Genomic DNA, 19,108 nt, shown 5'->3' with positions numbered 1-19,108 from the left:
GTCTCGTGGCGGATGCGCGAGCGCGGACTCAGCGGGCCTCCGGCGCCAGGGACATGGGCTGCACACCTCCCTGCCTGCGGGCTTTGCTGATAGCGGAGCACGTTAGCTTCATCACGCCGTCCGCAACAGCCCCCGAGCCGGGGGATGTCACAATTCGGGAACCCGTCACGCCGCGCAGCGAAACGCTTGTGCCGACTCCGAAAACCTTGCGCGGAAGGCGCAGCGCAGCCCGTTGGGTTTCACGCGGAAGGCGCAACGGCTCCGTCCCTCGGACGCCGAGGGTGACGGCCCCCTCCGCCGCAGCCGCCACCCCGGTGGAGCGCCCGGCCGGCGGAGCGATTCCGTCCCTGACCCGCATGCTCGGACAACGGGCGGCAGCAACCGCTGGTTCCCCGTCGACATCACTCGTGTAGGTGACATTCACCGCGGCGTTGTGTGGTGGTCACCCGGGTGGTTGGTGGTGCGGATGGTGACGACGGGCCGGACGGGGCTGGTGAAGCCACTGAGGCGGGGCGGCGGGTGACGGGCGGTGAGTGGCGTTTGAGGGGCAGGCAGGGTCGGCAGGTGGGCAGCGGGTGGCGAGAGTTGTGGGTGGCGATCGGCGGGGCAGCGAGGGCCGTGGGCGACGGGGCAGCGAGAGCCGAGTCACGAAGTCCGCGGGACTGGCGAAGAGCCGACCCGCGGTGGGCGACCGGCCCGCCGGAGGCAACCGGCCCGCCGGAGGTCCGGCCCGGATGTCTGTGAAGGCCCCCTTCACAGACATCGGCGAGGCCGCCGAACGAAGCGAGCCAACGAAGCAAGCCAGGGAGCAAGCCAACGGAGCGAACCGACGAAAGAAACCGACAGCAGCCCCCGACGTCGGCAAGCAGACCCCCGAAGCAAGCCCGAAGCAATCAGCCCGCAAAGCAGTCAGCCTGCGCTGAGGAGGGCGACGACACCGGCCACCGGAATACCCGCGGCAGCCAACGTGGTCACGCAGGCGGCGGAGGTGGTGCCGGTGGTGATCACGTCGTCGACAAGGAGGACGTGGGTGTTCGGCGGCGGGCGTCGGGCGGGGATGAAGTGCAGGCGCCCGTACAGGTTCCGGGCTCGCTGGTCCGGGGTGAGGCCGACGGAGTCCCGGCCGCCGGACAGGGTCAGTGCGGGTGCGACGAGGGTATTGCTCAGGCGGCGGGCGGCTTCTTCGGCGATTCGCTGCATATGCGGACCGCCTCGGGCTCGGGCGGCAGGACGGCGGCTGGGTACCGGGATCAGGCAGAGGGCCGAGCGAGTCTGGTTCCGGGATCGATCCGGGTGCCGAGTGGCGGGGGACGCGGGAGGGCGACCTGTTGGCAAGAGCGGGGACTCAAGAATTCGACCTGCTGACGAAAGAGGCGACGCGGGATCGCGGCCTCCTGACGAAAGAAGCGACGTGGGAAGGCAGCCTCCTGACCGGAAAGGGGAAGCGAGAATTCGGCCCGTCGGCAAGGGACGGGAGGCGCGATTCCGGCCCCCAGGCAAGAGAAGGGCACCCAGGCGCGGGAGGGCGGCCAGGGCGACGGCCAAGGCCCACCCCAGAGAGGGGGCAAGATCTCGACGGCCACGCTCCTTGTAGGTGAGCAGGATGCGTTTCGCGATGCCACGGTAGGGCGCAAGCGCATAGGCGGGGACGGCGAGCAGGGGCCGGGTCACCTCAGAGAGGGAAGACCACTCACGGGTACAGCCGGAGCACACAGCAGCGCCGCGGGTGTCGCAGCCGGCGCAACGGGTGGGCAGCAGCAAATCGAGCAACATAACTCTCAGCATGCGCTCGACTACTGAAAGTGTCGAGCGAATAAAGGTTCACCACCAGCGAAACAGCGAGAGTCACCCCGGATAGAACGGGTCCGCGTTCGCCAGGGTGTGGGCCTGCGGGCGCCAGACCTCGCCGAGTTCCGTGGCGTTCCACAGGCCACCGGCGTCGGCTACCACGATCGGGCGGCTCGGGGCGGCGGTCACGGCGCGGACGGGGGCGGTCAGGTTGGAGCTGTTGAAGGTGTCCATTCGCCGCCCGTCGAGGGAGATCCGCTGCACTGGCTGCGAGATCGAGGAGGTGACCGCGACCAGCGTGTCCGGGGTCGAACCCCAGTCCACGTCGACGACATCGGCCAGCGCGGAGGGCTGGAGGACGCGGGGTTCGCGCAGGGTCACCGCGTCTCCGGTACGCACCACGGCCGCCACGACCAGCCGGCCGCGCACGATCGCGGCGACGCGGGCGCCGTCGCGGGACAGGCGCAGGGCATCGATCGGGCCCAGCGCCAGCAGGTCGTTCGCGTTCACGCTCTGGCGCTGCCAGTGGCCACCGGGATCGAGCACCATGCGGGCGATGATCGTGTGGTCCACCACGGTCCACACCTCGCCGGACGGGCCGGCTCCGGTCGGCGCGGTACGCCAGGTCGGGCGGCTGAGCGAACCGCCGCCCAGCTCGACCTGCGGCATGTCCCGGCCGAAGTCGCCGACGCGCAGGCTGACGCGGTCACCGTTCTGTTCGACCACGGCCAGCCGCTTCCCGTCGATCGACTGCGCGGCGCTGACCACCCCGAACGAACCGTTGCCGGCGGGGCCCGGGATCGGGCCGCCGTCGGCGAGAGAGCGGATGCGCCGGTCGACCGTCATCAGGCCGGGCAGATCCGGGCTCGGTGACGTGGCCGCGCTGTAGGCGGGCACGTCGCTGGCGCGCCAGTACTCGTGGTCGCGGACCAGCGGGGTGCCGTCCGCGAGCAGCCGGATGCGGGTGGACGTGACGGTCTGCATGGACAGGACGATCTGCGCGGCGATCAGCGACCGGGTCTCCGGGCCGGCCCCGGTGAGCCCGGACAGATGCACCAGCAGCGAACCGTCGTCGTTGTTCTTCACGTTCGTCTCGAGGGTGACCTGGTCGCCGAGCAGGTTCTTGACCGCGCCGGCCAGCCCGGCCGAGGGGCCTTGCAGGATCAGGTCCATCACCCGGCTGGGCAGGCCGGACTGCGGTTTCGCGCCGACGTAACGCAGATCCGGCACGAAGGTCGCGGATTCGGGCGAGTAGAAGCTCACCGCGACGGAGTTGTAGTTCGCGTCGAAATCGTCGTCGGTGATCAGCAGGCCGGGTGGCGGCACCGAGATCCGCCACTGCCCGTCCGGCTGCTTGCGCACCTGGAAGGTCGGCTCGGCCGTGCCGGAGCCGGGGATGAACGCGCTGTCCGCGCTCAGCGTGCCGAGGACCGAACCGCGCACCGAGATCGTGCGGACGTTCGGGTCCGACGGCTGCCCCGGGGCCAGCGTCGGGGGCAGGGCGTCGTTGTAGACGGTGCTGAACGTGTTGTCGATGATGGTGATCGCCCGGCTCGGATGCCACGGCGTGCGCAGCCGGTCCTCCAGGTAGGCGCGGGCGGCCGCGTTGTTCGAGCGCGGATCGGCCGACGCCCGGACGAACTGGCGGACGATGGACAGCGCGTCCAGCCCCGGATCCGGCGGCACGACCTCGTTCGGCTGGGGTTTCGCCCCCTCCGGGGACACCACCACCGGCTGCGATTCCTGCGGCACGTTCGCGCACCCGGCGAGCAGCAGCACGCAGGCCACCGCCAGCAGCGCCCGCCTCACCGGCCGACCCCTTCCCGATCCGCATTGCCGGGGTTCGCCTGCTCCGGCTCGGGCAGGATCACCTCCGGCTCCGGCTGCAGCTCCAGCACCGACGAGGGCGACAGCGTGATCTCCGAAACGGCGTCCGCGGGCGGCAGCGCCAACGGCCCGTCGTCGAGCGGCATACCCTGCTGGCGCGGCAGCACCAGCCGGAAGCAGGCGCCGTGCCCGGTCTCGCCCCACGCGTCGAGCAGGCCGCCGTGCAGCCGGGCGTCCTCCTGGCTGATCGCCAGGCCGAGCCCGGTCCCGCCGGTGCGCCGGTTACGGGAGGGATCGGCCCGCCAGAAGCGGTTGAACACCAGGTCCGACTCCCCCATCCGCAGGCCGACGCCGTAGTCCCGCACGGTGACGGCCACCGCCGTCTCGTCCGCCGCGACGGTGAGCACCACCGGCTTCCCCTCGCTGTGGTCGACCGCGTTGGCGAGCAGGTTGCGCAGGATCCGCTCGACCCGGCGCGCATCGACCTCGGCCGCTGCGTCCTCGTCCGGCAGCACCAGCCGTACCTCGCTGCCGGTGCCCGCGGCGAGTACCCGGACCTGCTCGACCGCGCGCGTCGCGATCGGCCGTACGTCGATGTACTCCGCGGCCAGTTCCTCCACGCCCGCGTCGAGCCTGCTGATCTCCAGCAGGTCGCCGAGCAGCGCCTCGAACCGGTCCAGCTCATCCACCAGCAGCTCGGTGGAGCGGGCCAGCCCGGCGGGGAACTGCTCGCGCGAGGCGTGCAGCACGTCCGCGGCCATCCGCACGGTGGTCAGCGGGGTGCGCAGCTCGTGCGACACGTCGGAGGTGAACCGCCGCTGCAGCCCGCCGAACTCCTCCAGCTGGCGGATCTGGTGCTGGATGCTGGCGGCCATCCGGTTGTAGGACACCGAGAGCTTGGCCACGTCGTCCTCACCGACCACGGCGAGGCGCTGATCGAGGTCCCCGCCGGCGAACTGCTCGGCCGCCGCGGCCGCCTGCCGGACCGGCCGCACCACCTGCCGGACCACCAGGTTGGTGATCCCGGCCAGCAGGAGCAGCAGCACCAGCCCGCCGACCAGCAGCGTGTTCTGCACGGTGGACACCGTGTTCTGCTCACCGGTCAGCGGGAACAGCAGGTACAGCTGCATCGGAGTGGCCACGGTGTTGAGCGGGGTGCCGACGATCAGGTACGTGGTGCGCGATCCGTCTTCCCCGACGACGGTGTGCTCCAGCCGGGAGAACGCGTTGTTCTCGACGAACTCGCGCAGCTGCACCGGGACCGACGAGAACGGCCCGACGTGGATCGGGTCGGCGTTGGGCTGGCCGGGCTCGACGCTGGCGAGCACCGGTTCGAAGGTGCCCGCCCCCGCGCCGCTCGGCGACGACCCCACGGAGGAGAGCTTCTTCAGCGCGTTCTCCAGCCGCGTGTGCAACGCGTCCGGCGATTCGCCGCCGACGCCGACCAGCTCTCGCGCCGCGGTGTCGGCCAGCGACTGGGTCTGCTCGATGGCGGCCTTGCGCTTGGTGTCCAGCAGCCGTTCGGTGATCTGGTTCTGCAGCACCATGCCCAGCACGAACACCACGGCGAAGGACAGCGCGAGCGTCGAGATGGTCACCCGGAACTGCAGCGAATGCCGCCACAGCTCGTTGCATGCCACGGCCCGGCGCCGTGCGAAGACCACCAGCCGCCGCACCAGGCGGCCGGTGGCGCGGACGGCGGAGGAGAGCCGGCCCGCGAGCGGTTTCATCGCCGGATCACGGCGGACCGGCCTTGTAGCCGACACCACGCACCGTCAGCACCACCTCGGGGTGCTCCGGGTCCTTCTCCACCTTCGAGCGCAGCCGCTGGACGTGCACGTTGACCAGCCGGGTGTCGGCCGCGTGCCGGTAGCCCCACACCTGCTCCAGCAGGACTTCCCGGGTGAACACCTGGCGGGGCTTGCGGGCCAGCGCGACCAGCAGGTCGAACTCGAGCGGGGTCAGCGGAATCGCCTTGCCCTCGCGGGTGACCTCGTGGCCGGGCACGTCGATGGCCAGATCGCCGATGGTGAGCGATTCGGCGGGCTCGGCCTCGGTGCGGCGCATCCGCGCCCGCACCCGGGCGACCAGCTCCTTCGGCTTGAACGGCTTGACCACGTAGTCGTCGGCACCGGACTCGAGCCCGAGCACGATGTCCACGGTGTCGCTCTTGGCGGTCAGCATCACGATCGGCACGCCGGACTCCGCGCGGATCGCCTTGCAGACGTCGATGCCGTTCATGCCGGGCAGCATGAGATCGAGCAGGACCAGGTCCGGCTTGAGCTCGCGCAGCGCCGGCAGTGCGCGGGAACCGTCCGCGACCACCGCAGTGTCGAACCCCTCGCCACGGAGCACGATGGTGAGCATCTCCGCGAGTGCAGGGTCGTCGTCGACCACCAAGACACGTGCCTTCATGTGCACATGTTCGCACTCTCGCCCACGTGCGCGCGCCCGACCCGCGCGGCCGGGCCCCGGAAAGATCGGGATCGGCGGCCGGGTTAGGCCATCCGGACCTGCCCCGACGGCGGTCGCGGGCGGATTCGCCCGCTCAGCCGAACAGTACGCACCCGAGCGGTTACTGTTGCGTCATGCGGAACCAGGACTCGGGCAACGCAACGGGCAGCCAAGTTCAGTCGGTCGACCGCGCGATCACCGTGCTGGAGCTGCTCGCGCGCAACGGGGAGTCCGGCATCACCGAGATCGCCGGGGAGCTCGGGGTGCACAAGTCGACCGCGTCGCGGCTGCTCAGCGTCCTGGAATCGCACGGGCTGGTGGAGCAGCTCGGCGAGCGCGGCAAGTACGTGATCGGCTTCGGGGTGGTCCGGCTGGCCGGTGCCGCCACCGGCCGGATGGACCTGGCCAAGCTCGGCAGGCAGACCTGCCAGGCACTGGCCGAGGAGCTGGGCGAGACGGTGAACATCGCGATCGCCGACGACGGGGTGGCGATCAATCTCAGCCAGGCCCGCGGCTCGGCCGCGATCACCACGCAGAACTGGACCGGCCAGCGCACCCCGCTGCACGCCACCTCCAGCGGGAAGGTGCTGCTCGCCGCGATGGACGACGCGGACCGCAAGCGGGCCCTCGGGCCGGACCTCGAGCAGTACACCCCGCGCACCACGGTGGACGCCGGCGAGCTGGAGGCGGAGCTGGAGCGGGTGGCCGAGGACGGGTACGCGGCCTCGTTCGAGGAACTGGAGCTGGGCATGCACGCGGTCGCGGTGCCGGTCCGCGGGCCGGGCGGCGAGGTGGTCGCGGCGATGAGCGCCTCCGGCCCGTCCTACCGGCTGTCCAAGCAGCGGATCCGCCAGATCGTGCAGCCGATGACCGAAGCGGCGCGGGAACTTTCCTCGCAACTGGGCTATTTCGCACGCTGACCGGACCCGGTCGGCCGCGTCCGCGTTCTTGACAGCGCGGGCCGGATCCCGCACTTTGGTGCCGGAGAACGCACCATCCATCCCCCTCCGCAACGCAGCCCGCCCCCCGGCGGCCGTTCGGCATGCCTGATTCCCCCGAACCGGCTCCGCGCGTGCCCGGCCGGCAGGAAGGTCCGTGATGGCACCTCGACCGCGTGTGGTCGTGCTCGGCGCCGGTCTGCTCGGCTGCGCGGTCGCCGACGAACTCACCGCGGCGGGCTGGACCGACGTGACCGTGCTGGCGCTGGAACCGGACGCGGGGACGCTCGACCACGGGCTGGTGTTCCGCACGCATCCGGACCGCACCGTGACCGAGTTCGCGAAGTACACCGTGGAGAAGTACAGCGCGCTGACCGTCGACGGGGGCTGGTGCTTCCAGCCGGTCGGCAGCCTGGCCCTGGCGACTACCCCGGTGCGGTTGACCGCGTTGCGCAGGCAGCACGGCTGGGCCACGGCCTGGGGAGTGCGCAGCTACCTGCGGTCCCCGGCCGAGTGCGCGCAGCTGCATCCGCTGCTGGATCCGGCGAAGCTGTCGGGCGGCCTGCACGCGCCGGAAGACGGCCTGGCCGATCCGGCACGCGCGGCGACCGCGCAGGCACGCCGGGCAGCCGAGCGTGGGGCGCGATTCCTTTCCGGGCAACGGGTCGTGGAGATCGTCCGCGGCGGAGGGCGGGTGACCGCAGTCCGCACGGAAACCGAACGGTTCCGCGCCGACGTGGTCATCTCGTGCGCCGGGGTACGGGGACCGGAGCTGGGTGCGCTGGTGGAGCTGCCGGTGCCGGTGGTCCCGGTCGTGCGAGAGCACGCGCGCAGCACGCCGCTACCCGAGCTGGCCGGGCAGAACGACGACTTCACCGAAGCGGGCAAGCCGGTGCTCGGCCATCCGGACGCGGGGCTGTGGTTCCGCGAGCACGTGGACCGGCTCGGGGTGACCGCGTTCCGGCCGGATGCCGGGCGGTTCAGCCCGGCCGGGTTCGAACCACTGTGGGTGCGCGCGGCCGAACTGATCCCGGCGCTCGCCGACGGCAAGGTCGAGGAGGGCACGTCCGGGCCGGCCCCGATGACCCCGGACGGGTTGCCGCTGCTGGGCGAGCATCCCGATCTGGACGGGTTCTGGGTGGCCGAGGCACTCGGCACCACCTGGTCCGCCGGGGTGGCCAGGGAACTGGCGCGATGGCTCGTGGAAGGACAGGCGCACCTCGCACTGCACTCGGTCGACCTCGCCCGGTTCGACCGGCTGCAGCTGGCACCGGACAGCCTGCGGGCACGCAGCATCGCGGCCGCGCTCGCGCGCTCGGCGCAGCAGGCGGTGCCGCGTCGGACTTCCCCGTTCTACGAACGGGAAGTCGCGCTGGGAGCGAGCTTCCGCGAAGGCGACGGCTGGGCCAGGCCGCAGTGGTACGGCGCCAACGAACGGCTGCCGGAGGTCTCCCGGGTCCCCCGGCGCGAGGAGGAACTGTCCCCGATCGGCGGCGCGGAAGCACTCGTAGCGCGCAGCCGGGTGGCGATGTTCGACCTGACCCCGCGACGGCAGCTGGAGATTACCGGCCCCGGCGCGCTCCCGTTCCTGCAGACGCTGACGACCAATCAGCTCGACCGCGCGCCGGGCACGGTCACCAGCACCCTGCTGCTCGGCGAGGACGGCGGTGTGCGCAGCGAACTGACCGTGGCCCGGCTGGGCGCGGAGCTGTTCGGAGTACAGGTGCGCAGCCGGCTCGACATCGACTGGCTCTCCCGTCACCTGCCCAGGGACGGGGCCGTGCAGCTGCGCGAAACCACGTCCGGGAACTGCTGCATCGGGTTGTGGGGACCGCTCGCCCGGAAGGTGTTACCGGAACTGTCCACGATGGACTCATCCGGCCGGGCGCGGCGGACCTACGTCGCGGATGTGCCGCTCCTCGCGATCCGCGGATCCGACATCGGCGAAGCGGGCTGGGAACTGCACACGAGCGCGGACCTCGGGCGGCGGCTGTGGGACACGCTGCACGAGGCCGGGCGGCCGCACGGGATCGTCGCCGCCGGGCAGATCGCGCTGACCAGCCTGCGGCTCGAAGAAGGCCACCGCGAATGCGGGGTCGACGTGACCACCGAACACGATCCGTACGAGGCCGGCCTCGGCTATCTGGTGCGGATGGACAAAGGCTACTTTCTCGGCCGGGACGCCCTGCGCGAACGTTCTCCCGCGACAGTGAGCCGGAAACTGGTGTGCCTGATCGTCGAAGACCCGCTTTTCGTCTTGGCGGGCAAGGAACCGGTGTACGCCGAAGGCCGCCCGGCGGGATACGTCACGAGCGCGGCGTACGGCTACACGGTCGGCAAGAACCTCGCCCACGCCTGGCTTCCGGTGGAATACACGAGGCCGCGGACGCCGGTGGAGATCGAGTGCGCGGGACAGCGCCGCAAGGCGAAAGTGGCCGCGGAACCGTTGCGGGGCAACGAATGACGTAAGGGCCGGGTCACAGGCCGAGGTAATGCCGGGCGGCTTCCTCGATCTGCGCCAGCTCCTCCCGGCCCAGATAGGCGACCGGATCACCGTGTACGTGGGCGACGTCGATCGTGCGGATCTGGTCGACGAGGAACCGCGTCTTCGTGCCCAGCACTTCCAGCTCCGGGCGGAAGACCGCCCGCTGCGCGCTCGTGGACGTCGGCACGACCGTCGCCACGCTCCACGGCATCGAACTGGGGCTCAGCGCGACCGCGTAGCGCTTGCCGCGCTGCTCGTGGCCTCGTCTGGCATGACCGAAATCGACCCGGTAGACCGCGCCCCGGATCACCAAGCGTCCTGTTCGGCGGAGAGGTCCTCGCCACTGAGCCGCCGGGCGTCGGCGAGCGCCTGCTTGACCCAGACCTCTTCCGCCAGCAGCCGCAGCGCGCGCCGGATCACGTCGCTTTTGTGCTCACCGCTCTGCATCGCGGCCTTGATGATGAGGTCGTCCTCCTCCGTGGGCCGGAAACCTATGGTCGCAGTCATAGTGGACAGCCTACGCTTGCGTTGTACAGTTGTCCAGCAGACGTAAAACAAGCCTTGGGGTGTTCAGCCGAGCAGCGCCTTCGCCAGCGTCGGCAGATCGACGCCGGCCACCCCGTCGAGCACGTGCCACGGCGCCAGCCAGCCGGCCGCGGCGAGTTCGTCGTACACCTCGGCACACCGCAGCTGGAGCGAATCGTCGGTTTCAAACGCATCGCGGGTGCGCGCGGAATCCGCTTCGGCACGGCGTTCCGCACGCTCGGCCGCGACCGCCGGGCTGACCCGCAGCAGCAGATGCGCATCCGGCCGGGGCAGCGCGAACCGGCTCACTTCGAGGTCCCACACCCAGCGCACGACCTCGCCGTCCGCGTGCTGGCGCAGCCGGGCCGCGGCGTACGCGGCGTTGGACGCGGCGTACCGATCGAGCAGGACGACGTCGTTGGCCGCCTGCAGTTCGCGGATCTCGTCCGCGGCACCGCTGCGGTCGAGGGCGTAGAGCATGGCCATGCCGTACACCGAGTCGGCGAGATCGCCGTGCCCCCGGTGCAGCGTTTCGCGCACCAGGTCGGCGTGCACGCTTCGGCCGTAGCGCGGGAACGCCAGCCCTGCGACACTCGCCCCGGCTTCCTCCAGCGCAGCCGTGAGCCCATCGGACAGCGTCCGCTTGCCCGCGCCGTCCAGACCTTCGATAACGACCAGTTGCCCCACAGCGTTCAGCCTAGGACATGACCTGCCGGGCTAAGCGGCTTCCCGCCGGGTGTGGGCCAGGTAGCCCAGCGGAGCGGCGACGAGCAGGCCGACCAGTGCGAGCAACGAGATCCAGCTGTCGTCGGGCGGTTCCGGTGACTCCTGCCCACCGCCTCCGGTCACCACACGGGGACGGGATTCGGCCACCGAGGCGTACGGCGCGGACTGGCGAGAATGGCCGGTGGGCTGCGTCGCGCTCGCACCCGGAGCCGCCGTGAACAACGCCACGCCCGCCAGCAGAGCGAGCAGCAGTGTGCGGGTCAAGCGGTTTCGCTTCGGGGGACGGACCGGTCTGCCGGGATCCCCGGTTTCCTGCTTCTTCCTCAGCACGGCACGGAAACCTCCCACCGATCTGGTCTTCGGTGATCATCACAGTGGAACAGTGCGGTCACCGAGAGCAAGATGCCGCCGCCGCCGCGGGGACATTCCGGGGCGGCGCCGGAACGCGGAACGGCCCGGCTGCCGTGGCCAGGCCCACCGAACTGTCGTCGGAAGAGGCGCCATTCACTGCTACCGTGAACATTCCGGAGTGTTCACGCCCGCCGTGCGACCGGCCGGCGGCGGGACCGCGATGGCATGAGAACGGGGAAGGCCCACTGATCATCGAACCTGGCAAGCGTGGTCCCGGTGAGGTGCCGCCCGAACTGGCCGAAGCGCTGCGCACCGGCGAGTTCCATCTGGCACTGCGGCTGGCCATCGCACACCGCGGCCTGTCACTGGCCCGGCTGCGGGCCCACCTCGCGCTCCGCGGCGTCCACATCGGACAGTCGACCCTGAGCTACTGGCAACGCGGGCTCCGCCAGCCGGAGGTACCCAAGGCGCTGCCCGCCGTCCGCGCCCTCGAATCGGTGCTGCAGCTGCCCGCCGATTCGCTGGTGGTGCTGATCGGCCCGCGCACCGCCCGGCCGCGCGGGCACCAGGCCGCCGCCTCGTTCCACGATCTGCGCTCCGGCGGGATGGGCTCGATCGTCGAGCAGCTGCTCGACGAACTGGGCGTGGCGCCCGCGGCCCAGCATTCCAACGCCGATCTGGAGATGCTCGCCGTGCACGACCAGATCACCGTGGACGAGCACCGGCACCAGGTCAGCATCCGCACCCGGCTGGTCACCCGCGCCCGGCGGCACGGGCCGGACCGGTACGTCACGGTGTACAACGGCGATCCCGGCTGCCGGATCGGCGACGTCGAGATGCGCACCGCGGAGGGCTGCCGGGTCGGCCGGATCCGCCGGCACCCCGAAAGCGAGACGATGGCCACCGAACTGCTGTTCGACCGCAAGCTCGGCGAGGGCGACATCCACGTGTTCTGCTTCGAGGTGCGCGACGATTCGGCCGCGCTGTTCCCCGGCTACTACCGGATGCTGCGCGACCAGTGCGCCAGCTACCTGCTGCAGCTGCAGTTCCCGCCGGCAGCGATGCCCGCCCGCTGCACTCGCGAGGTCCGCGCCCGCGACGACGCCCTGCCGGTGGAGGCGGAGGAGCTCGCCTGCGACACCGGCGGCGTGACCAGTGGCTATTTCCGCGATACCGGACCGGGGCTGTCCGGTATCGCGGTGGAGTGGAACTGACCTCCTCCGGTCAGATGAAGACCCACAGCTGCGCCTGCCCACCCCCGAGCGGCTGGTAACTGCACGCCTTCCAGCGTCCCTGGGCAATCCCGGCATCACAGCTCGCCCTCGCGGCGTCCATGCTGGGGAACACTCCGGCGGGGTAGTTCGTCCCCGCGGACGCCGCCGGAGCGACCATTACTGTCGCCGCGGCGGCGACCGCCAAGGCCATCCACACTTTGCGCATCACTGAGCACACCTCTCTGACCGGTGGAAAACGCCCGGAAGCCCGGACGAGCACGATCCTTCGACCGGTGCGCCCGGCCCGGCAAGGCATACCGCCCGACCATGACCGGCCAGACCGATCATTCTGTCCTAAAGGGCTGGGAAACTCCGCCCGATTTGCCGGGCGCACCGGAGAGACGGCACCCTGTCGGCCTAGTACACGAGCAACCCGTTGGCCTTCGCGGCGTCGGCCTGCCGCTCGTCCCGGGTGACCAGGGTGATCGGCTCGCCGCCGGTCAGATCCGCGGTCTCGTGTATGGCCACGGCGAGGTGCAGTGCGCCGAGGGTGCGCAGCGGGTGGTTCTCGGCGACCAGCCGCTGTGCCGGGCGGAAGATGCGCGCGGGCCGGAACGGAATGAGGCCCAGCGCAGCATCACGGCCCAGCGCGTCGAATTCATCGAGGAACTCGCGGGCATCGGGAATCCGGCCGGTACGTTCCGCCGCCGTCATCACACTCGCCCATTCGATTCGGGTCAGTTCACTGGTCAGCACCCGGTGGTCACCACCGAACAGCAACTCGCGCAGCTCGGAATGCTGCGGCTCATCGGCGACGAAGGCGCTCACCACCGCACTCGGGTCGGCGTAGTAGACGGTCACCGGTCCCCCCTCGTCCAGTCGAGTGCCTCGCTGACCGCAGTGCCCCAGCCCTGCGACCGCCACTCCAGCTCGTCCAGTCCGACCGGTTCCCGGGCCGGTTCGAACGAGACCAGTTTCCCTTCCGCCAGCAGCCTTTCCTTCCACTGCCGCGGACTCTCCTCCTGCGCGAGCACGCCCCGCAGGGCCTCGGTGACCAGGTCGTTGAGCGTGCGCCCCTCGGCCGCGGCTCGCGCCTTCAGCCGGGCGTGCAGCTCGTCGTCGATGCGGGTGATCAATTGTCTCACCCCACCAAGATAGCCTATCACCCAATAGGGTTATCACTGTTTTCATTTGCCGACAAAAAACCGCCCCAGAACGAATCCGGGGCGGTTTTCCGGCAGTGCGTCAGTAGCGGTAGTGCTCCGATTTGAACGGACCTTCGACGTCCACGTCGATGTACTCGGCCTGCTCCTTGGTCAGCTTGGTGAGCTCACCGCCGAGCGCGTCCAGATGGATGCGGGCGACCTTCTCGTCCAGCTTCTTCGGCAGGCGGTAGACCTCCTTGTCGTACTCCGCCTGCTTGGTGAACAGCTCGATCTGCGCGATCACCTGGTTGGAGAAGCTGTTCGACATCACGAACGACGGGTGCCCGGTCGCGTTGCCGAGGTTGAGCAGACGGCCCTCGGACAGCACGATGATGGTGTTGCCGTTCGGAAACACCCACTCGTCGACCTGCGGCTTGATGGTCACCCGGCGGATGCCCGGGTACCGGGCCAGCCCGGCCATGTCCAGCTCGTTGTCGAAGTGCCCGATGTTGCCGAGGATGGCCTGGTGCTTCATCTTCGCCATGTGCTCGACCATCACCACGTCCTTGTTGCCGGTGGTGGTGATCACGAGGTCCGCTTCGGGCAGCGCGTTCTCCAGGCGCTTGACCTGGTAGCCGTCCATCGCGGCCTGCAGCGCGCAGATCGGGTCGATCTCGGTCACGATCACCCGCGCGCCCTGGCCGCGCAGTGACTCCGCGGCGCCCTTGCCGACGTCGCCGTAGCCGCAGACGACCGCGACCTTGCCGCCGATCAGCACGTCGGTGCCACGGTTGATGCCGTCCACCAGCGAGTGCCGGATGCCGTACCGGTTGTCGAACTTCGACTTGGTCACCGCGTCGTTCACGTTGATCGCCGGGAACAGCAGCTCACCCGCGGCGGCCAGCTGGTAGAGCCGGAGCACGCCGGTGGTGGTCTCCTCGGTGACGCCACGCACGCCGGCGCCGATCGTGGTCCACTTCGAGCCGTCCGCGACGACCGAAGCCCGCAGCAGCTCCAGGAAGACCTTCCACTCGTCGGCGTCGTCGGCGCCGGCGGCCGGCACCACGCCCGCCTTCTCGTACTCGGCGCCCTTGTGCACGAGCATCGTCGCGTCGCCACCGTCGTCGAGGATCATGTTAGGACCTGCTTGCAGGGTCCGACCATCAGACGCTGTCGGGCCCTCGCCGTCCCAGGTGAGCATCCGCTCGGTGCACCACCAGTACTCCTCGAGCGACTCGCCCTTCCAGGCGAACACCGGCACGCCCTTGGGCTCCTCGGCGCTGCCGTGCGGGCCGATCACGACCGCCGCGGCGGCGTGGTCCTGGGTGGAGAAGATGTTGCACGAGGCCCAGCGCACCTCGGCACCGAGGGCGACCAGCGTCTCGATCAGCACGGCGGTCTGCACGGTCATGTGCAGCGACCCGGAGATCCGTGCTCCGCGCAGTGGGTAGACCTCGGCGTACTCACGGCGCAGCGCCATCAGGCCCGGCATCTCGTGTTCGGCGAGGCGGATCTCCTTCCGTCCGAACTCGGCGGCGTCCAGATCCGCGACGGCGAATTCGATGCCGCCCCGGGTGTCGTGCCGCTTCACTACGCTTTCGGGGGTCATAGTGCGGTTCCTCCAAGGTTTGATGGCACTTGAACAGTACCGTTGTCGGCTCGGCCCCAACTCGATCGGATGAGGAGAGACCACCGTGCCCGCCCCGCTCCCCGGTCCCGACACCCGCATCGTCGAGCTGCGCGTGGCCGGTCTGGTCGGCACGAGCGGGGAGACCCTGCTCGACGCGGTGTCGACGGTGGACGTGGCGGGCGACGGGCTCGGCCGGGTGGTGCGCCCGTCCGACCGGCTCCGCCGTCCCGCGCCGGGTCCGGTCGTCCCGGCGCTCGGCCGGTCCATCCCGCGCACCCTCGAAGGGTACTTGTGGACCGGCATGACCTCCGGTGGTGCGGCGAAGGCGGTCTGGGCGCTGCTGTTCCCGTTCTCGCTGGCGAACGTCGCGTTCTGGATGCTCCCGCCGGTCCACCGCGCGCGCCGGCTCGGCGGGGTGTGCCGGGGGCTGCTGCGGATCATCGCGGTGCTGCTCACGATGCTGCTGATCAGCCAGGTCTCGGCCATGGTGATCGACCTCGTCGCGACCCAATGCCTCGCCCCCGGCACAGCCTGTCTGAGCTGGGTGCCCAGCGGGCTGCGCGCGGAGCCACTGCGGATCGGCGCCGGGGTGGCTGCCCTGCTGGTGCTGGTGTACGTGCTGCACCGGATCTCGTCCACGAACTGGCACGTGCGCGGTGGCGCGCGCAGCGCACGTAAACGGGTTCCGCTGCAGCTGCATGCCGACCCCGAGGTCCACGGGATGTCCGCGCTGCACACCGTCGCCGCGCTGGCCTGTATCGCGCTGCCGCTGTTCGGCGGGCCGTTGCGGCCGCCGGAGCAGGTGCCGCAGCTGATCGGGTGGATCTGCACGCTCGCGCTGGTGCTCGCGGTGCTCATCGGTGCCGCAGTCGGCAACGACACCGGCCGGATCGCCCGGCGCACTCTGATCGGCTTCGCCACGCTGGTGACGATCGTGGCGGCTTTGCTGGCGGTACCGGCGAAAGAACGCCGTACCGGCATCGACGGCACGGTCGAAGGCCTTGGCGCCTCGCTGGTCGTGATCACCACGTTGTTCGCGCTCGTGCTCGTGCCCGCCGCGCTGCTGGCCAGGAAGACCTGGCGAGACCGGCCGCACCGGCTGCGGCCCTGGCTCGGCGGCTGGGCCGCGGCGCCGGTGGTCGCGCTGGCCGGGCTGCTCGGTGGCGGGTTCGGCGCCGGGCTGGCGTTCGCGATCCGCCAGCTCCTCGGCACCGACGATCTGCAGCTGCCCAAGACCTACGACCTGGTCACCGCGTTGTGGGGCGGCGGGCTCGCGTTGATGGGGCTGGTCTCGGTCGCCGGCTACGCGATCGCCGTGCCGCTGCGCCGTCGCCGCCGCGGGGTGCCGCCGATCGTCGGGCTGATGGAGCACGACCGGGGCCAGGAGCAGGACGCCGCGCGCGCCTGGGCGAGGTCGGCTTGGGAACGCCGGCACCTCCACCACCTGACCACGATCGTGTCGCTCGGCCTGTGCGTTGGCGCGGTGGCGCTGCTCATCGTGCGCTTCGGGTTCGGGCTGCGGCAGCCACCCTGGCTGGCGCCCGTGTCGACGGTCGGCGTGTTCGCGCTCGGCGGGCTCGCGGCCGGGCTGCTGCGGGTCGTCTACTCGGCGGCGCGGTCACCGCAACGCAGCAGGCACCTGGGTGCGCTGTCGGATCTCGTCTCGTTCTGGCCACGCGCAGCGCATCCCGGGGTGCCGCCGTGCTACGCGCTCAAGGTCGTGCCCGAGCTGGCCGAGCGCGTGAAGGAGCACCTGGCCGAGCCCGGCACGCGAGTGGTGTTGTCCGGGCTGAACCTCGGCAGCGTGCTGACCGTGCTCACCGCCGCCCGGCTCAGCGAAGAGCTGCCGGAGGACGAGCTGAGCCGGCTCGGGCTGCTCACCGCGGGCTCCCCGCTGCAGTGGGGCTATCAGCGCGCGTTCCCCGCTGTTCTGCCGCAGGAATCGCTGGCCACGCTGTTCGCCAAGCTCGACGGACGCTGGCGAGCACTGTGCCGGGGCACGGACATCTTCGGCGGCGGGGTGACCACCTGGCGCCACCAGACCAGCGGCCGGCACCTGCTGGGCGACGGCTACCTCCCGACCGGCGGCACCGGCCCGCTGGAAGCCACCCCGGAGGAGTCCGGCGTCCTGGTGCTGGGCGGCGACCACTGGCTGCCCGATCCGCTGCGCGCACCGGACGGACGGCGCCGCTGGACGCCCGGTGTGCTCCGGCACCTCGATTACGTCGCGGACCCGGAATGGGACCACGCCGTGGCCATGGCCGCGGGGCTGGGCCGTACCGGACAGGTACGGCCCCTCGGCGAGCAGGGTTCGCTGTTCAGCGACCTGCCGCGGCCCCGCTGACCCCGGCCTTTCAGTTCTCCGGTCGCAGATCCGTGAAGGGGCCCCTTCACGGACTCTGAGTCCGTGAAGGGCCCCTTCACAGCCTTGGTTCTCAGCTTTCGGGGACCTCGGCGGGCACGGCCTGTTCGCCGGACACTCGCTTGCCCAGCAGGGAATTGCGGCGACCGTAGGCGAAGTAGACCACCACCCCGACCGCCATCCACACGATGAACCGCAGCCAGGTGAGGACGGTCAGGTTCAGCATCAGCCACAGGCAGATCAGGATGGCCACCGGCGCGATCACCCAGACCCCCTTGACCTTGAACACGCGCGGCAGGTCCGGGCGGGTGCGGCGCAGCACCAGCACCCCGGCGGACACCAGGATGAACGCGAACAGCGTGCCGACGTTCACCATTTCTTCCAGCTTTTCGGCCGGGAAGAAGGTGGCCCCGACGGCGACCAGGGTGCCGACCACGATGGTCGCGCGCTTCGGCGTGCCGCGTTCGCTGGTCTTGGCGAGGCTGCGCGGCATCAGGCCGTCGCGCGACATCGCGAAGATGATCCGGATCTGGCCCAGCATCAGGACCATGACGACGGTGGTAAGGCCGATCAGCGCGCCGACGGAGATCAGGTTCGCCGCCCAGTTCACGCCGTTCGCGGAGAACGCCGTAGCGAGGGTTTTGTGGCTGCCGTCGCCCGCGGACGTGGCCAGGTCGGTGTAGGGCGTCATGCCGACGACCACCAGCGACACCGCCACGTACAGCACGGTCACGATGGCCAGCGAGCCGAAGATGCCGCGCGGCACGGACTTCTGCGGGTTGCGCGTCTCCTCCGCGGTGGTCGCGACGATGTCGAACCCGATGAAGGCGAAGAACACCACCGAGGCCGCGGCCAGCAGGCCGAAGACCCCGAACGAGCTGCTGGAGCCCCCCGCGAGCACGGAGAACAGCGAAGCGTCCACGCCGGTCTCGCCGCCGCCGCCCGCGGTCTTGCCCGGCGGGATGAAGGGCGTGTAGTTGGCGCTCTTGATGTAGAAGAAGCCGAACACGATCACGAACAGCACCACGGCGACCTTGATCCCCGTGACCACCATGGAGAACCGCGAGGACAGCTTCGTCCCCAGCACCAGCAGGGTGATCAGCGCCAGGACCACGATCAGCGCGCCCCAGTCGATCTGGAACCCGCCACCGAGGTCGATCACCGTCTTGGCGTCGTCGCCGAAGAGGTAACCGAGCACCGTCTGCAGATAGGCCGACCAGCCCTTCGACACGGCGGCGGCACCGACGGCCAGCTCCAGGATCAGGTCCCAGCCGATGATCCACGCGACGAATTCGCCGAACGTGGCGTAGGAGAACGTGTAGGCGCTGCCCGCCACCGGCACCGTCGAGGCGAACTCCGCGTAGCAGAGTGCGGCCAGCCCGCAGGCGATCGCCGCCATCACGAACGCGACCGGCACCGACGGGCCGGCGTAGTCACCCGCGGTGCGCGCGGTGAGCGTGAAGATCCCGGCGCCGACGACCACCGCCACGCCGAATACGGTCAGATCCCAGGCACTCAGGTTCCGCCGTAGCCGGCTGCCCGGCTCGTCGGTATCTCTGATCGACTGTTCGATCGACTTGGTGCGCCACAACCCTGTGCCGGGCAACGTTGACCTCCTGCAAGGACTTCAGGTACCAGGCAACCACCCTAGCGGGTGATCACC

General features: G+C 70.5%; 17 protein-coding genes. 4 read left to right on the top strand and 13 right to left on the bottom strand.

Annotated features, from left to right (window positions below; genetic code table 11):
* Positions 1–909 precede the first annotated feature (909 nt).
* The 4 genes from ATK36_RS32965 to mtrA all read right to left on the bottom strand — a co-directional run bounded on the left by ATK36_RS32965 (position 910) and on the right by mtrA (position 6,030).
* Positions 910–1,200 (bottom strand): ComF family protein, encoded by a 291-nt coding sequence (locus ATK36_RS32965; protein ID WP_245915028.1) that lies wholly within the window; start codon positions 1,198–1,200, stop codon positions 910–912.
* 645 nt (positions 1,201–1,845) lie between these two features.
* Positions 1,846–3,597: an LpqB family beta-propeller domain-containing protein gene (locus tag ATK36_RS23090; RefSeq protein WP_098513403.1), complete on the bottom strand. Its 1,752-nt coding sequence runs from the start codon at positions 3,595–3,597 to the stop codon at positions 1,846–1,848.
* Complete coding sequence (gene mtrB, locus ATK36_RS23085; protein ID WP_098513402.1) at positions 3,594–5,345, bottom strand: MtrAB system histidine kinase MtrB; 1,752 nt, start codon at positions 5,343–5,345, stop codon at positions 3,594–3,596. The genes ATK36_RS23090 and mtrB overlap by 4 nt, the downstream gene beginning before the upstream one ends.
* A 7-nt stretch (positions 5,346–5,352) precedes the next feature.
* Entirely contained in the window at positions 5,353–6,030 is a 678-nt protein-coding gene (gene mtrA, locus ATK36_RS23080) for an MtrAB system response regulator MtrA (RefSeq protein ID WP_005150760.1), read from the bottom strand.
* A gap of 173 nt (positions 6,031–6,203) precedes the next feature.
* Here mtrA and ATK36_RS23075 point away from each other — a divergent pair, with 173 nt between their 5' ends.
* Both ATK36_RS23075 and ATK36_RS23070 read left to right on the top strand, forming a co-directional pair.
* A complete protein-coding gene (locus ATK36_RS23075; protein ID WP_098513401.1) occupies positions 6,204–6,989 on the top strand; it encodes an IclR family transcriptional regulator in 786 nt (261 codons plus the stop codon).
* Between the two features lie 178 nt (positions 6,990–7,167).
* A complete protein-coding gene (locus ATK36_RS23070) occupies positions 7,168–9,471 on the top strand; it encodes an FAD-dependent oxidoreductase (protein ID WP_098513400.1) in 2,304 nt (767 codons plus the stop codon).
* 13 nt (positions 9,472–9,484) lie between these two features.
* Here the strand turns inward: ATK36_RS23070 and ATK36_RS23065 are convergent, their stop codons facing one another.
* The 4 genes from ATK36_RS23065 to ATK36_RS23050 form a co-directional block, all read right to left on the bottom strand.
* Positions 9,485–9,802 carry a type II toxin-antitoxin system PemK/MazF family toxin gene (locus ATK36_RS23065; RefSeq protein ID WP_342752055.1) on the bottom strand — a complete coding sequence of 106 codons (318 nt, stop codon included), beginning with the start codon at positions 9,800–9,802 and terminating at the stop codon, positions 9,485–9,487.
* Positions 9,799–9,999 (bottom strand): hypothetical protein, encoded by a 201-nt coding sequence (locus tag ATK36_RS23060; RefSeq protein ID WP_098513398.1) that lies wholly within the window; start codon positions 9,997–9,999, stop codon positions 9,799–9,801. Before ATK36_RS23060 ends, ATK36_RS23065 begins: the two co-directional genes overlap by 4 nt.
* Before the next feature lie 63 nt (positions 10,000–10,062).
* Complete coding sequence (locus ATK36_RS23055; RefSeq protein WP_098513397.1) at positions 10,063–10,713, bottom strand: dTMP kinase; 651 nt, start codon at positions 10,711–10,713, stop codon at positions 10,063–10,065.
* A 21-nt stretch (positions 10,714–10,734) separates the two neighbouring features.
* The gene (locus ATK36_RS23050; protein ID WP_245915026.1) at positions 10,735–11,007 is read right to left on the bottom strand and encodes a hypothetical protein; all 273 of its coding nucleotides are present in this window, start codon (positions 11,005–11,007) and stop codon (positions 10,735–10,737) included.
* Positions 11,008–11,375: 368 nt separating this feature from the next.
* On the opposite strand from ATK36_RS23050, the gene ATK36_RS23045 reads away from it, so the two are divergent.
* Positions 11,376–12,308 carry a hypothetical protein gene (locus tag ATK36_RS23045; RefSeq protein WP_386999046.1) on the top strand — a complete coding sequence of 311 codons (933 nt, stop codon included), beginning with the start codon at positions 11,376–11,378 and terminating at the stop codon, positions 12,306–12,308.
* Between the two features lie 10 nt (positions 12,309–12,318).
* Here ATK36_RS23045 and ATK36_RS23040 read toward each other — a convergent pair whose 3' ends face one another.
* From ATK36_RS23040 to ahcY, 4 genes are all read right to left on the bottom strand, one after another.
* Positions 12,319–12,534: a hypothetical protein gene (locus ATK36_RS23040; protein WP_098513396.1), complete on the bottom strand. Its 216-nt coding sequence runs from the start codon at positions 12,532–12,534 to the stop codon at positions 12,319–12,321.
* Positions 12,535–12,725: 191 nt separating this feature from the next.
* The gene (locus ATK36_RS23035; RefSeq protein ID WP_098513395.1) at positions 12,726–13,169 is read right to left on the bottom strand and encodes a type II toxin-antitoxin system VapC family toxin; all 444 of its coding nucleotides are present in this window, start codon (positions 13,167–13,169) and stop codon (positions 12,726–12,728) included.
* Positions 13,166–13,453, bottom strand: coding sequence for a FitA-like ribbon-helix-helix domain-containing protein (locus ATK36_RS23030; protein ID WP_098513394.1), 288 nt, complete (start codon positions 13,451–13,453; stop codon positions 13,166–13,168). Before ATK36_RS23030 ends, ATK36_RS23035 begins: the two co-directional genes overlap by 4 nt.
* Before the next feature lie 100 nt (positions 13,454–13,553).
* Entirely contained in the window at positions 13,554–15,062 is a 1,509-nt protein-coding gene (ahcY, locus tag ATK36_RS23025; protein ID WP_098513393.1) for an adenosylhomocysteinase, read from the bottom strand.
* An 85-nt stretch (positions 15,063–15,147) separates the two neighbouring features.
* Between ahcY and ATK36_RS23020 the strand changes: the two genes are divergently transcribed.
* Positions 15,148–17,427, top strand: a complete 2,280-nt coding sequence (locus ATK36_RS23020) for a hypothetical protein (protein WP_098513392.1) — start codon at positions 15,148–15,150, stop codon at positions 17,425–17,427.
* A 91-nt stretch (positions 17,428–17,518) separates the two neighbouring features.
* On the opposite strand, the gene ATK36_RS23015 is transcribed toward ATK36_RS23020, so the two are convergent.
* Positions 17,519–19,051, bottom strand: a complete 1,533-nt coding sequence (locus ATK36_RS23015) for an amino acid permease (protein ID WP_098513391.1) — start codon at positions 19,049–19,051, stop codon at positions 17,519–17,521.
* Between the last annotated feature and the right edge of the window lie 57 nt (positions 19,052–19,108).

The organism is Amycolatopsis sulphurea (assembly GCF_002564045.1).
Lineage (GTDB): Bacteria > Actinomycetota > Actinomycetes > Mycobacteriales > Pseudonocardiaceae > Amycolatopsis > Amycolatopsis sulphurea.
Note: the sequence above shows the minus strand (reverse complement) of the source record. Positions and strands in the feature narration are given on the sequence as shown.